Annotated in this window: 13 protein-coding genes; 5 read left to right on the plus strand and 8 right to left on the minus strand. The window is 66.9% G+C overall.

Annotation, left to right across the window (positions count from 1 at the left end; genetic code table 11):
* The first annotated feature begins 295 nt into the window (after positions 1-295).
* The 4 genes from A5740_RS09215 (at position 296) to A5740_RS09230 (ending at position 6,719) form a co-directional block, all read left to right on the plus strand.
* Positions 296-1,405 (plus strand): IniB N-terminal domain-containing protein, encoded by a 1,110-nt coding sequence (locus tag A5740_RS09215; RefSeq protein WP_076193366.1) that lies wholly within the window; start codon positions 296-298, stop codon positions 1,403-1,405.
* A gap of 92 nt (positions 1,406-1,497) precedes the next feature.
* Positions 1,498-3,351, plus strand: coding sequence for an isoniazid-induced dynamin-like GTPase IniA (gene iniA, locus A5740_RS09220; protein WP_076193368.1), 1,854 nt, complete (start codon positions 1,498-1,500; stop codon positions 3,349-3,351).
* A 47-nt stretch (positions 3,352-3,398) separates the two neighbouring features.
* Positions 3,399-4,901, plus strand: coding sequence for a dynamin-like GTPase family protein (locus A5740_RS09225; protein ID WP_076193370.1), 1,503 nt, complete (start codon positions 3,399-3,401; stop codon positions 4,899-4,901).
* A gap of 30 nt (positions 4,902-4,931) precedes the next feature.
* The gene (locus A5740_RS09230) at positions 4,932-6,719 is read left to right on the plus strand and encodes an Hsp70 family protein (protein WP_076193372.1); all 1,788 of its coding nucleotides are present in this window, start codon (positions 4,932-4,934) and stop codon (positions 6,717-6,719) included.
* A gap of 58 nt (positions 6,720-6,777) precedes the next feature.
* On the opposite strand, the gene A5740_RS09235 is transcribed toward A5740_RS09230, so the two are convergent.
* From A5740_RS09235 to A5740_RS09260, 6 genes are all read right to left on the minus strand, one after another.
* Entirely contained in the window at positions 6,778-7,713 is a 936-nt protein-coding gene (locus tag A5740_RS09235) for a type IV toxin-antitoxin system AbiEi family antitoxin domain-containing protein (RefSeq protein ID WP_076193440.1), read from the minus strand.
* Positions 7,714-7,831: 118 nt separating this feature from the next.
* A complete protein-coding gene (locus A5740_RS28725; protein WP_076193374.1) occupies positions 7,832-8,293 on the minus strand; it encodes a hypothetical protein in 462 nt (153 codons plus the stop codon).
* A gap of 19 nt (positions 8,294-8,312) precedes the next feature.
* A complete protein-coding gene (locus A5740_RS09245; protein ID WP_083653990.1) occupies positions 8,313-8,783 on the minus strand; it encodes a hypothetical protein in 471 nt (156 codons plus the stop codon).
* 27 nt (positions 8,784-8,810) lie between these two features.
* Positions 8,811-9,740 carry an LLM class F420-dependent oxidoreductase gene (locus tag A5740_RS09250; RefSeq protein ID WP_076193378.1) on the minus strand — a complete coding sequence of 310 codons (930 nt, stop codon included), beginning with the start codon at positions 9,738-9,740 and terminating at the stop codon, positions 8,811-8,813.
* Between the two features lie 17 nt (positions 9,741-9,757).
* The gene (locus A5740_RS09255) at positions 9,758-10,381 is read right to left on the minus strand and encodes a TIGR03085 family metal-binding protein (RefSeq protein ID WP_076193380.1); all 624 of its coding nucleotides are present in this window, start codon (positions 10,379-10,381) and stop codon (positions 9,758-9,760) included.
* A 9-nt stretch (positions 10,382-10,390) separates the two neighbouring features.
* A complete protein-coding gene (locus A5740_RS09260; protein WP_139335030.1) occupies positions 10,391-10,939 on the minus strand; it encodes a hypothetical protein in 549 nt (182 codons plus the stop codon).
* Positions 10,940-11,047: 108 nt separating this feature from the next.
* Between A5740_RS09260 and A5740_RS09265 the strand changes: the two genes are divergently transcribed.
* Positions 11,048-11,821 carry a hypothetical protein gene (locus A5740_RS09265; RefSeq protein WP_083653992.1) on the plus strand — a complete coding sequence of 258 codons (774 nt, stop codon included), beginning with the start codon at positions 11,048-11,050 and terminating at the stop codon, positions 11,819-11,821.
* A gap of 31 nt (positions 11,822-11,852) precedes the next feature.
* On the opposite strand, the gene A5740_RS09270 is transcribed toward A5740_RS09265, so the two are convergent.
* Positions 11,853-12,824, minus strand: a complete 972-nt coding sequence (locus tag A5740_RS09270; RefSeq protein WP_076193384.1) for an ABC transporter substrate-binding protein — start codon at positions 12,822-12,824, stop codon at positions 11,853-11,855.
* Positions 12,821-13,585, minus strand: coding sequence for an ABC transporter ATP-binding protein (locus A5740_RS09275; protein ID WP_076193386.1), 765 nt, complete (start codon positions 13,583-13,585; stop codon positions 12,821-12,823). The genes A5740_RS09270 and A5740_RS09275 overlap by 4 nt, the downstream gene beginning before the upstream one ends.
* Position 13,586: the final 1 nt, after the last annotated feature.

Raw genomic sequence — 13,586 nt, forward strand, 5'->3', positions numbered from 1 at the left:
ACCACCACCACCCCGACAACGCCGGCGGATTCGACATCTTCGACTGAGTTCTGCCCTCCCGCGATGAGCGCACGACCCAAGTGGTCGTGCGCTCATCGCGTTTACCTGCGTAAACATGGGCGTCCCCGGTAAGCCCCTAGGTATCCCCTAATCCCCTATTGGGGTGGCCGAGTGCATCCCGGGTGGGGGTGATGAGGGGAGGGGAACCGACCCCATTTCCGGTGGGCTTGCCAATCCATAACGTTGTCTTCAGATCGCCGGAGAGCCCGGCAGAAACATCCGAAAGGTTGGAGAAATGACCACTCTGATCGACTTCATCCTGGACCTGTTCCGCAGCCCCGCCTCGGCAGCTTCGTTCATCGCCGACCCGGACGGCAGCCTGCGCGACGCCGGCCTGCCGAATGTGACCGCGGCTCAGCTGCACGCCGTCGCGGCCACCGCGGCCCCGGCCGGCGTCCTGCTCGGCGGCGGCAATCCGGTGCTCGGCCTGCAGCGCGCGGTCGCCGACCACCACAGCATCCCCGCCTCGTTCGGCAACCAGGTAGCTTCGCCCTTCTCCCCGCAGACGCAGTTCGCGCCGGAGGTGGCCAGCAACAACGACACCGAGTGGGCCAGCCACAACAACGTCCCCGTGATGAGCCCCAACCAGGACGCCGGCGCCAACGCCCAGCAGGGTGCATTCAACCTCGGCTTCGGTGACATCACCCTCGGCGACAAGAGCACCAACACCGCCACCAACGGTGGCGTGGTGGTCGACGGGGACAACAAGGGCGACATCGTCAGCGGCGACGGAGCGGTGCTCGGTGACGGCAACACCATGAACAACGGCGACATCTGGGCCGGCTCCGGCTCGCACGTCGCGGTGGGCAAGGACAACGCCATCGAGGACAACTCTCAGCACGCCGGTGGCGACCTGATCTCCGGCAACGACGGCCCGGTGATCAGCGACGTCGACATGAGCGGCGGCCACGGCGGTGGTGCGTCCGGCGGCGACAGCCTGATCGGCATCGGCAGCGGTGGCGCCTCCGGTGGCGACGGCGGCAACGCCGGTTCGATCATCCTGACCGATGCCTCGACCCACGCGGTCGGCGGAAACCAGACCACGGTCGACGGTGATTACGGCAGCCGCAACACCCAGGACAACTCGGTGAACACCTCGGTGCAGACCGAGACCACGCACAGTGTCGAGGACAACTCGTCGAGCTACACGTCGAACATCGGCTCGGGCAACGACACCGCGTTCGCGTCGAACAACGACACCCTGTCACACAACGACACGTCCTTCGGGTCGCACAACGACACCAGCTCCGCGCTGGGCTCGGGCAACAGCTACGAGTCCCACACGCAGTCGCACACCGATATCGCGTCCCACAACCCGATCGACACCGGGTTCGACGCCTTCTGATCCGATTCACACCGGGGCGGGGGCCATCCGTTATGCGGGTGGTCCCCGTCCCATTGGCGCGCCTACCGTTGAGCCGGGCAGGAGGGATTTCCATGACGCAGCCGAGTGCAGAAGCCAGACCGGCCGGCACGCCGGCCAGACCGGTCAAGGTGATCGTCGAACTCATCGACCACACCAGCACGATCGCCGCCACCTATGACCGCACCGACCTGGTCGAGCGGTTGCGGGTGGCCAAGGTGCGCATCAGCGACCCGCAGATCCGGGTGGTGATCGCCGGTCAGCTCAAACAGGGCAAGAGCCAGCTGCTCAACTCATTGCTGAACATCCCGGTCGCCCGGGTCGGGGACGACGAATCCACCGTGCTGGCCACCGTCGTCGGCTATGGCGAGCAACCGTCGGCCCGCCTCGTGGTGGCCCGGCCCGACGGTGCCGAACCCGAACTGATCGAGATCCCGCCGTCCGAGGTGACCAACGATCTGCGTCGCGCCCCGCAGGTCGGCGGTCGTGAGGTGCTGCGGGTCGAGGTGACCGCGCCCAGCCCACTGCTCAAAGGTGGATTGGCATTCGTCGACACCCCTGGTGTCGGTGGCCATGGTCAGCCGCATCTTTCGGCCACCTTGGGCTTGTTGCCCGACGCCGATGCCCTGCTGATGGTCAGCGACACCAGTCAGGAATTCACCGAGCCGGAGATGACCTTCATCCGCCAGGCGATCGAAATCTGCCCGGTGGCAACCATTGTCGCGACCAAGACCGACCTCTACCCGCGCTGGCGCGAGATCGTCGGCGCCAACACCGCCCACCTGCAGCGGGCCGGTATTTCGACCCCCGTCACTCCCGTCTCCAGTGTGCTGCGCAGCCACGCGATCCAGCTCAACGACAAAGAACTCAACGAGGAATCGAACTTCCCGGCCATCGTCAAGTTCCTGTCCGAAAAGGTGCTGACGCGTGAGACCGACCGCATCCGCGACCAGGTGGTCGCCGAAATCCATTCGGCAGCAGAGCATTTGCTACTGGCAGTGAACTCCGAGCTGTCGGCGTTCACCGATCCGAACGAACGTGAGCGGCTCACCGCCGACCTGGAACGGCGTAAGCAAGAGGCCCAGGATGCGTTGCAGCACACCGCGTTGTGGCAGCAGGTACTCAACGACGGCATCGCCGATCTGACCGCCGACGTCGATCACGATCTGCGTCACCGGTTTCGCAACATCACCACCCACGCCGAAAAGGTGATCGACTCCGGGGATCCGACCTTGCACTGGGCCGAGATCGGCTCCGAACTCGAGGAAGCGGTGGCCACCGCGGTCGGGGACAACTTCGTCTGGGCGTATCAGCGTGCGGAGGCCCTGGCGGCCGAGGTGGCCCGGACCTTCACCGAGGCGGGCCTGGAGGCGGTGCAGTTGCCGCAGATCGACGCCCGGGACATGGGCGCCGGATTCGGGGAGATGAAATCGCTGGCCCGGCTGGAGGCCAAACCGATCAAGGCCGGCCACAAGGTGATCACCGGTATGCGCGGTTCCTACGGTGGCGTGCTGATGTTCGGCATGCTCACCTCGTTCGCCGGGCTCGGCATGTTCAACCCACTGTCGCTGGGGGCGGGCCTGGTGCTGGGCCGCAAGGCGTACAAGGAGGACATGGAGAACCGCATGCTGCGGGTGCGTAGCGAGGCCAAGGCCAACATGCGGAGATTCATCGACGACGTCGCCTTCGTCGTCGGCAAGGAATCCCGGGATCGGCTCAAGGGCATCCAGCGTCAACTGCGGGACCACTACCGGGATATCGCCAACCAGACCACCCGCTCCCTCAACGAGTCGCTGCAGGCCACCCTCGCCGCGGCGAAGACCGAAGAGGCCGAGCGCACCACCCGGGTCCGGGAACTGGAACGTCAGAAGAACATCCTGACCCAGGTCGTCGACCACGCCCAGAAACTGGCCGCAGCCGGCAACTAAGCTCCAAGAGTTGACCGTCGGTAGGGAAAGGTACGGGACTCCGCAGCGTGAGCACGGCCGATCAGGTGCGCTCGATTCTGGGCGGCACCATCAAGGCGTACCGGGGTGACCCGGCCTATCGCAATCGGCCCGACGTGCACAACGAGCTCGACCGCATCGGGCGTCGGCTCAACCAGCCGATCCGCATCGCCCTGGCCGGCACACTCAAGGCAGGCAAGTCGACGCTCGTCAACGCCCTGGTCGGAGAGGACATCGCGCCCACCGACGCCACCGAGGCAACTCGCATCGTCACCTGGTTCCGGCACGGGCCCACCCCGAAAGTCACCGCCAATCACCGCGGCGGCCGCCGGTCGAATGTCCCGATCGCCCGGGGTGCCGGCGACCAGCCGGAAAACAGAGGTCTGACCTTCAGCTTCGCCGGGCTCGACGCCGAAGACGTGGTGGATCTCGATGTCGAGTGGCCGGCCGCCGAGCTCATCGACAGCACGATCATCGACACCCCGGGCACCTCGTCGCTGTCGCGGGACGTCTCGCTACGCACCCACCGGCTGCTGGTCCCCGAAGACGGTGTGCCGCGCGTCGACGCCGTGGTGTTCCTGCTGCGCACCCTCAACGCCGCCGACATCGCCTTGCTCAAGCAGATCGGCGAACTGGTCGGCGGTTCCTCCGGGGCGCTCGGCGTGATCGGGGTGGCCTCACGGGCCGACGAGATCGGCGCCGGGCGGATCGACGCGATGATGTCGGCCAAGGACGTGGCCAAGCGGTTCACCGAGGAGATGGACAAGACCGGCATCTGCCAGGCCGTCGTCCCGGTGTCCGGATTGCTCGCGCTGACCGCCCGCACCCTGCGGCAGAGCGAGTTCGTCGCGCTGCAGAAGCTCGCCTCGGTCGAGCCTGCCGTGCTGACCAAGGCGATGCTGTCGGTGGACCGCTTCGTCCGTGAGGACAGCGCACTGCCGGTCGATTCGGCCACCCGTGCGGCGTTGCTGGACCGCTTCGGCATGTTCGGGATCCGCATCTCGATCGCGGTGCTGCATGCCGGGGTGTCCGACTCCGTCGCGCTGGCCGACGAGCTGCTGGAGCGCAGTGGATTGATCGCGCTGCGTGACGTGATCGACCAGCAATTCGCGCAACGCTCCGAGCTGCTCAAGGCGCACACCGCGCTGCTGTCGTTGCGGCAGTTCGTGCAGCACAACCCGATCTACGCGACGCCCTACATCCTCGCCGACATCGACCCGCTGCTGGCCGACACGCACGCCTTCGAGGAACTGCGTCTGCTCAGCCTGCTGCGTTCCCGTCCCACGACCTTGAACTCCGACGAGATGGCCTCGTTGCGTCGCCTCATCGGCGGCTCGGGCACCGATGCGGCCAGCCGGCTCGGGTTGCAGCCCGACGCGCCGTTCGACGGGCCACGGGCCGCCTTCGCGGCGGCGCAACGCTGGCGTCGGCGGGCCGATCATCCGCTCAACGATCCGTTCACCACGCGGGCCTGCCGGGCCGCGGTGCGCAGTGCGGAGGCGCTGGTGGCCGCTTACTCGTCGCGCCACTAACGAATCGGGCCTCGCCGCCGACATACAGGTATGCGTGATTGCCTGGGGTTGTCCGTGGGGACGACCACTCTGGTGGCGATCGCCGGCCAGGCACCGCTCGTGCGTCCGGCGGTACTGCCCAACGGGTTGGCGTTCAGCGATGCCGTCGGGCGGGTGGGTGACCCGGTGCCGTTGATCGCAGCCGACGGTTCGGCGCACCGGGCCGAGCGGTTGTTGGCCGGGGCGATCGAAGCGTTGACCCGTGAGGCGCGCCCTGCACGCCGTCCGGACGAGTCGGTGGTGGCGGTGCCCGCGCATTGGAGCCCGGTGGCATTCGATGCGCTGCGCACGGTGTTGCCCGGCACCCGGGTGGTCCCGGATTCGGTTGCGGCACTGACGGCCATCCAGTCCCATCCCGGTCTACCGGCCCGCGGGGTCGTCGCTCTCTGCGATTCCGGTGCGTCCGGCACCAGCCTGACCCTGGCCGACGCTTCGGCAGGATTTGCCACCATCGGTCAGACGGTGCGATACGACGACTTCTCCGGCGACGTGATCGACCAGGAACTGCTGCGGCATGTATTGAACAATCTCGACGCCGAACCGAGCGGCACCGCCGCCGTGACCGCGCTGTCCCGCCTGCGTGATCAGTGCCGCGCCGCCAAAGAAAGGCTCAGCGACCAGAGCGCCACCAGCGTGGGCGGCCCCGGTTACGCGATCCGGCTCACCCGCGCCGAACTGGACGCTGCGGTGGACCAATCCTTCGGCGGCGTCATCGAAGCTCTCTTCGACTTGTTGCGCCGCAACGGTGTTCACCCGGCCCAGCTGGCCGCCCTGGTCACCGTTGGCGGCGGGGCACGGATACCTCTTGTCACACAACGACTCTCATCTGCCTTCCGGCTTCCGGTCACCACCGTGGCGCAGGCACAGGTGATCGCGGCGGTCGGTGCCGCGCTGCTGGCCCGCCGCGGCGCCGAGGAGACCGCGACGCAGGTGACGGTTGCGCCGACTTCCGGTCCCGTGCTTGGAACCGCCACGGTCGCGGCCTCGGCGCTGGCGTGGTCGGTGGAAGACTCGGTGGCCGACGTCGCCGCGTTCGTGCCGGAATCGGTGACTGACGATTCGGCCCGACCGGAATTCGTGTTCGCCGAGGCCCCTGTGCCGCCGGCGCCCGCGCGTCGCCCCTGGTATCGGCGCGGCGGCATCGTGGTCTACGCGGGGGTGTTCCTGGCCGTGGTCGGCACCGTCGGGATGGTGTTGTCAGCACGAGCTGACCGCCTCGATGCGTCGGCGGCCGGATCCAGTCTCATGGCGCCGCAGAACGTTCCGGCCGAATCGCCCTTGGCGCAGGACCTGCCGGCTCCACCGACCCGCACCGTGGTCGTGCGTGATCCGTCGTGGCCGGGGCCCGGCACGCGGGCCGCTGCTCCCCGGCCTGCGGCTGCGCCATGGTTGGTGCAGAGCGGCCAGAGCGCACCGCTTGCCCCGGCCCCGCAGGCGCCCCGCCCTCGACCGGCCGCTCCTGCGCCGGCTCCTGCGCCGGCTCCTGCGCCTGCGATGATTCCGCCGGCTGCGGTCCCAGCGATTCCGGTGCCGCCGTTGGTGTTTCCGCCGGTGACGCTCCCGCAGTTGCCGATCCCGACGTTCAAACCGCCGGTGTCCGAGCCGTCGCCTGCACCTGTGCCCAGCCCGACGCCTGCTCCGAGTCCCACGCCCACGCCCGAGCCCAACCCGCCGTCGACTCCTTCACCTCCGCCTTCACCTTCGCCTGAGCCCACGCACTCGCCTGATCCCACAGCAGCACCGGAGCCCACGCCCACCTCAGTTGCGCCGACACCCTGAGTTGCACTTACGCCGCGGATTACTGCTCGATAGTGGCTGCAATCCGAGGCTTTGATGTCTATGCAGCGCGGTGGAGCCCGGTGAACTCACACCCCGACCCACACGGATGACCGCCTACGGCAATCCCGTGCCGGTGCAACACCAGAGCGATCTTGCTCGCGGTCCGGCACGGCCGGCCAAAGACCTGGCCGTAGGACAGTCTGACGGTCGACCGGCCGTCGACCGCGGCGTCGAGATCGCGATCGAAATCCGCGTCCCGCCGCATCACTGAATCGTGATACATCTTGCCGTCGAGTTCGACGACGAGCTGTTCGTCGTACTCGGCGTCGCGATAGCAGACGCCGACGGATGAGGTGGACCGCTTTTGCCGAGTGGCCCGAGGCAAACCGTGCGGCCGCTCGACGCGAACAAGATAGCCGTGCTCAAGGACCGAGCAGGTGCCGTCGGCGATATCGACCAATACCGAGCGCAACCACCGGCGACGGCGGACCCGTCCACGAGAATCGAGCGCCTGCAGCAGCCGCCGCGCGGTCGTGCATCGCGATTGGCACGCATTGGCCAAGACGGCGATGGCGTTGACCTCGGAGGCGGCGCGACATGCGACGTCCAGCGCGGCTTCGTCATAGCGCATTCGCGGTGGGCCGACGTTCCACAGCACCCGCTCCTTCAGATGGGCGAGATGGTGAATGCGCACTCCTACCGGCTCAGCCAATGTCGTTCGTTGTCGCTCGACGGCGACATGGATGACAGACGTTTCAGTGCCCATGGCCGATTCGAAGCAGAGTGCTGCCGGGGCCGCGTAAAGCACTGCAGCCCAAGCCCGTTGTGACCAGGTCAACGGCCCGGTGTGGCCGACGTACACGCCCGCGTGAACCCGTGCCCACTCGTTGCGTCGAAGCAACCGCCGGATCTCGTGCTCCTGCACACCCGCGTCCAACGCCTGACGACGCGCGATCACCCCGTCCTGCTGCCGAAGCATCTCGATGACGTCCACCATTTCGATGTTCGTCGACCAGCGCGCCGGTGACCAGAAGCACTTCGAGCACCTGTGGATAACCGCCTACGCCGCGGATTACTGCTCGATAGTGACTGCAATCCGCGGCTTACCGTGCTCAGCCCTCTGTGGGCTCGGGCGCCGTCGTTGTCGTCGTCACCGGTGCGCTCGTGGTCTCGGTCGTCGTTGTCGTCGTCGTGGTGGTCTCGGTCGTCGTCGCCGGCTCGGTTGTCGTGGTGGTCGTCGGCTCAACCGTCGTGGTGGTCGGGGCCACGGTCTCGGTGACGGTTTGCGTCGGTGCCGGGACGACGGGCGCACTGGTCGCGATCGACGTCGTCGTAGTGGGGGTGGTCGAGGTGGTGGTCGTTGTCGTCGATGACGAGTCCGACGAGAACAGCTGGATCAACGCATAAATGACCAGCGCGGCGATGACGGCTCCAAGAGCGCCGAGCCCGATCAGCGCAGCCGGTCTGCGGTACCAGGGGACCGGCTCGGGTTCGGGCTGCAGCGGCGACTCCGAGTATTCGCCATAGCTGGGGGCGTACTGGGTCGGCTCGTCATCGTCGTAATAGTTCGACACGCGCCGATGGTAGGCGTGCTCAGCCGCCCGGTGCGGGATACACGGTGCGTGTCACGTTTGTGCGCGGCCGGTTGCGGGTCGTCGAGTATTCGTCGTCGTAGGGACTGCTCGTCTGAGTGTGTGGGGGATACGTCGTCGTCGATGTCTCGGAAGTCTCGGTGGGTTCCGATGTCCCCGTCGTCGTCGAGGTGGTGGAGGTGCCGGACGTGTCGGACACATCCGGCAGGCCGAACTCCGTGGTCTCCAACGGGCGGGTGGTCGTGGACCGGGTGGTGGTGGTCGTCGTCGTGGTCTTGGCCGACGTCGACGTGTAGGCGGGCGGAACAAAATCGATCGGTGCGTCCTCGGACTCCGGGCTCGTCAGCGCAATCGCGGCCCACACGACCAGGCCGATCACGGCCAGCGCGGCCGCACTGGCTCCCGCGACCGCCGGCGTCGAGTGATGCCACGGCGCCTCAGGAGGCTCCTGGTCATCCTTGTCAGCGGTCACGGGCACCGATAGTAGTGCCGAGCCTCGTCAGCGCAGCTGACGGATGACTTCACTGGCGAAGAGCTCGAGATGATCGAGATCCGACTGGTCGAGCAGCTGCAGGTAGACCCGCTGTACGCCGGCTTCCCGGAACGGGCCCAGCTTGTCCACGATCTCGGCGGGCGTGCCGACCAGCGGCGAATTGCTGCGAAGTTCGTCCACCTCGCGGTTGATCGCTGCTGCTCGCTTGGCGATCTCTGCCTCATCGCGGCCAGCGCAGAGAACGAACGCCGCGGAGTAGGTCACGGCGTCGGCCGGGCGTCCCGCGTCGGCGACCGCAGCGGCCACCCGGGCGAACTGTGTCTTGACGGTGTCCAGCGGCACGAACGGCACGTTGAATTCTGAGGCGAACTCGGCGGCCAGTGCGGGCGTGCGATTGGCGCCTTGCCCGCCGATGATGATCGGCAGGTTCGACTGGGTGGGCTTGGGCAGCGCCGGTGAGTCGACGACGGCGTAGTGCGTGCCGGTGAAATCGAACTTCTCGCCGACGGGTGTGTCCCACAGCCCGGTGAGGATCCGCAGCTGTTCTTCGAGCCGGTCGAACCGTTCGCCCAGCGGCGGGAACGGGATGGCGTAAGCCTGGTGCTCCTCCTCGAACCAGCCGGCGCCCAATCCGAGTTCGACGCGGCCACCGCTCATTTCGTCGACCTGCGCCACCGCGATCGCCAGCGGGCCGGGGTAGCGGAACGTGGCCGAGGTGACCATGGTGCCGAGTCGGATGGTCGAGGTTTCCCTGGCGATGCCGGCCAGCGTCACCCAGGAGTCGGTCGGCCCAGGCAGGCCGTCACCGCTCATCGCAAGGTAATGGTCTGACCGGAAGAAGGCCGAGTAGTCGAGGGCTTCGGCGGCCCGGGCCACTCCGAGCTGGTCTGAGTACGTTGCACCTTGCTGGGGTTCGACGAAAACACGGAAATCCACGGAGCCAGCCTAGAGCGCTACAGCCCGCGGTGTGCGGCGCGCAGAGCAGCCACGGCGTCGTCGTCTCCGGAGAATGTGACCTGAGCCGGTTCACGGCCGGCGGCGAACAGGAGCAACTCTCCGGGTTCGCCGGTGACCGTCACCTCGGGTCCAGAGCCGACGGTGGCCAGTGTCTTGCCCTGCGGGGTCGTCAGGGCCACCCTGGCCGGCGATTTGCCCATGGCCATCCGGGCCATGTTCGACACCTGCTTCGTCAGTGACGAGACCGTGTCCTGATCGAGAACCCTTGGTTCCCAATGAGGTTGGGCCCGACGCACGTCTTCGTTGTGGATGAACATCTCGGCCACGTTGACCAACGGGTCCAGCAGCTTGAACGGGGAGTACAGCGGGGGTCCCGCGGCGATCTGATCCACCAACTCGGTCCAGTCGGTGCCCTCGGTCACCTTCTGCTGCACGCGCTCGGTATAGCCGGCGAGCTGCGGTATCAGGATGCCAGGGGCGGCGTCGAGGCGACGCTCACGCACCACCAGGTGGGCGGCCAGGTCGCGCGCGTTCCAGCCCTCGCACAGCGTGGGCGCATCCGGACCGGCGGCCCGCATGGTCTCGACCAGGGCGGCACGTTCGCGCTGCGAGATGCTCATGCCCCAACTCTAGAAGGTTTCCACTCCTTCGACAGCGATGGACATTCCATGGCCCGTCTTGTCGTTACTGATCCTGGTGCCCTCGCTGCTCGCGTCGATGGTCCAGCCGACCGCGCGGTACCGGCGGTAATCGAGCGTGACGGCCGGAATGTCGCCGAGATTGCCCAGAACCCAGGAGATCTGACCGTCCGGGGTGAGCCTGACCCCGTTCGCATGCGCACCGTCGATCATCGGGGAGTTGCTGAAATCCGACTCACATCCCACTTCCGGGGTGGACAGCTGGCAGCGGGTCTTACCGGATTTGGTCTCGATGAAGACGTATCCGTTCTGCGGCTGGAGTTCGGTGGTGCCGCCAGGTGGGGCGGTGCGAGAGGAGCTGGGCGGAGCGGGGGCGGTGGTGCTCGGGGCCGGGCTGGAACGGCTGGGCCGCTGTGTCGGATAGCTCGGTTCGGTCGGCGATTGCGGGCTGGTCTGCGGCGTGCCGTCGACATTCGATTGGCAGCCGGACAACAGCGCACCCGCAACCAGCAGAGCGCCTAGTGATTGCCACGCCTTCACCGCGACAAGGCTACGCATCGGACGTGGTCAGAGTCGGTCATGACGCGCCGATCGGCGCAGCTGACGCAATCTTGGGAGATTCCCAGCTGTGTTCCCTACATTCGTCGCGTGATCGGCAAAGCCCTGGATGCGTTTCTGGACTCCCCGTTGTCCGGCGTCATGCCGTGGGCGTTGATGGCGATCCTGGCCGGTCCGGGGCGCTACGAGATCGCGGTATTGGGTGCGCTCGGTGTCACCGTGCTGGTACTGCTGCTCGCGTGGCGGCGCAACATTCCCGTCCACGTCCTGGAGGGGCTGGGCGTGACGTATTTCGTGGGGCTGGCGGCCGTCGGATTGGTGGCTTCCAGCGGTCAGAAGGCGTGGCTGGAAATGTGGTCCGGGGAGATCACCAATGCTTTGCTGGCCTTGTTCGCTCTCGTCAGCCTGATGATCGGGCGGCCCTACACCACCGCGTACGCCCGTGACGTCCATCCGCCCGAGCATTGGGACACGCCGCTGTTCAAGCGCACCAACATGGTGTTGACGGCGGTGTGGGCGGCGGCCTTCGGCTTCTCCGCGTCGGTCGGGTTTCTCGGTGACGTGCTCTTCGGCAGTACCGACAACTTCTGGACCGGGTGGATTCTGCAGCTGGCCTCGCTGTTCTTCGCGGTGGCCGTCACGGAGTTCTACCCCGAATACGCCCGGGCCAAGGCCCACACATCGCACCCGGCGCCATCGTGGTCACAGGTGTTCGAATGGCTACCACCGTTCGTACTGGCCACCGGTGTGGCCGGCTGGCTGTTGGCCGCGGTCAGCAGCGGCGTGGCGGCCGATCTGGTGGTCATCGGAGCGTTCGGCACGGCCCTGCTGCGGCTTCGGGGCCAGCGGGCCCGGGCGATATAGCCAGGTCCATGTGGCCAAGGCCATATAGCCGTCACGACGGGCTGGGTTGTGGCAGGAATTGGTTGTCGAGGAACCCGGCGTAGTCGGGCAGCTGTGTGTTCGGGTCGATGGACTTCTGCGTCTTCGCCCACGCCCCGAGGTCGGCCAGCTTCTCGGCCAGGTCAGGCTTCAGCTGAATGGTGAAGTCGAATTCGCCGAGCACGGTACGCAGCAGCCCGGGATCGAGCTGGGTGGCCTTGGCAACGGCGTCGGTGGCGGCGTCGTCGTGCCGGGACAGGGCAGTGCCGGCGTCGTCGAGCGCGGCCAGGAAGGCGGTGATCGCCTTGCCCTTGGTCGAGACGGCCGACTCGGTGGCGACGAACAGGCTGTGCTGGTTGTAGGTGCCGCCGGTCAGTGTCACGGCGTCGTCCCCGAGGGCCTGGATGGTCTGTGCCTGATAAGGCTGGAAAATCGACACCGCGTCGACGTTGTGTTGGGTGGCGGCGGTGACGATCGCCGACGGGGCGATCTGCACAAGGTTTGCCTTGATGGTGTTTTGTGCCAGAGCATTTGAGACGAAATAGGCGGCGCTGGTGCCCAGCGGTGTGCCGATCGACTTGCCGGCCAGATCGGCGACGGTGTTGATGCCGGCGCTGCGGCGGGCGACGATTCGTGAGCCCTCCCAACGTGAACCGTCGGCGATGACCCGCAGGCTCGGTGTGCGCGTCAGGGTTGCCGCCGTCGGCACGTCGGCCGCGGTGGTGATGTCGACCTGTCCGGCCGCGGCGGCCTGCAACGCTTCGACACCGGATTGGAAGTTCACCACCTTGACGTTCACGTCGTGCTTGCCGAACAGGGTGGTGTCAGCGGCGACGGGGATCTGCGCCCAGGACGGGTCGACGACGAATCCGACGGTGAGCTGATCGGGGTCTGTGGTGCTCGAGTCTGTGCATGCGGTGCCGGACACGGTGAGGGTGGCAGCGGCGACTGTGGCGGCGGCGAGGCGCCGAAGAGAAATTCTCACGGTGTGAGGTTCCTTTGGTCGATGCCGAGCTGGTGGTGCAGGGTTTTACGAATCTCGCTGTAGCCGAGCTGATCTGCCAGCGCGTCAGCCGGTCGGGGTCGGCTGAGTGGATTGCTGATCTGGTCGACGATTTTCCCGTCGCGCAGCACGCTGACCGTGTCGCCGAGCCGGATCGCCTCATCGATGTCATGCGTGACGAACACGATCGTGCGGTTCAGCCGGGTCCACAGGTCGATCAACAGATCCTGCATCCGTAGCCGGGTCAGCGCATCCAACGCGGCGAACGGTTCATCCATCAGCATCACGGTCGGTTCCCCGGCCAGCACGCGAGCGATGCTGACGCGTTGTCGCATACCGCCGGACAGTTCCCCGGGGCGCTGGATGGCCACGTCGTCGCGCAGCCCGACCAGATCGAGCAATTCGTGGATCATATTCCGCCGCTGGGCTTTCGGTAGTCGTCGCGCAGCCAGGGCGAAGTCGATGTTGTCGGCGACGGTCATCCACGGGAACAGCACGTCGCGTTGGAAGGCGACACCTCGGCGGGGATCTGGTGACGTGACCGTCTCTCCATTGTCGGTGACCGAGCCCGCCGTGGCGGTGATGAGACCGGCCAGGCAGTGCAGCAGTGTGGACTTGCCGCTGCCGGACGCGCCGACCAGCACCGAGAAAGAGCCGTCGGGAATGGTCAGGGAGATGCCCTTCAGCGTCGGCTCGTACCTGCCGGGGAATTTGACCACGAGATCATGGGTTTGGATGGCCATC

Origin of the sequence: Mycobacterium sp. GA-1841 (genome assembly GCF_001954135.1) — a bacterium.
In the GTDB taxonomy this organism is placed as follows: Bacteria; Actinomycetota; Actinomycetes; order Mycobacteriales; family Mycobacteriaceae; genus Mycobacterium.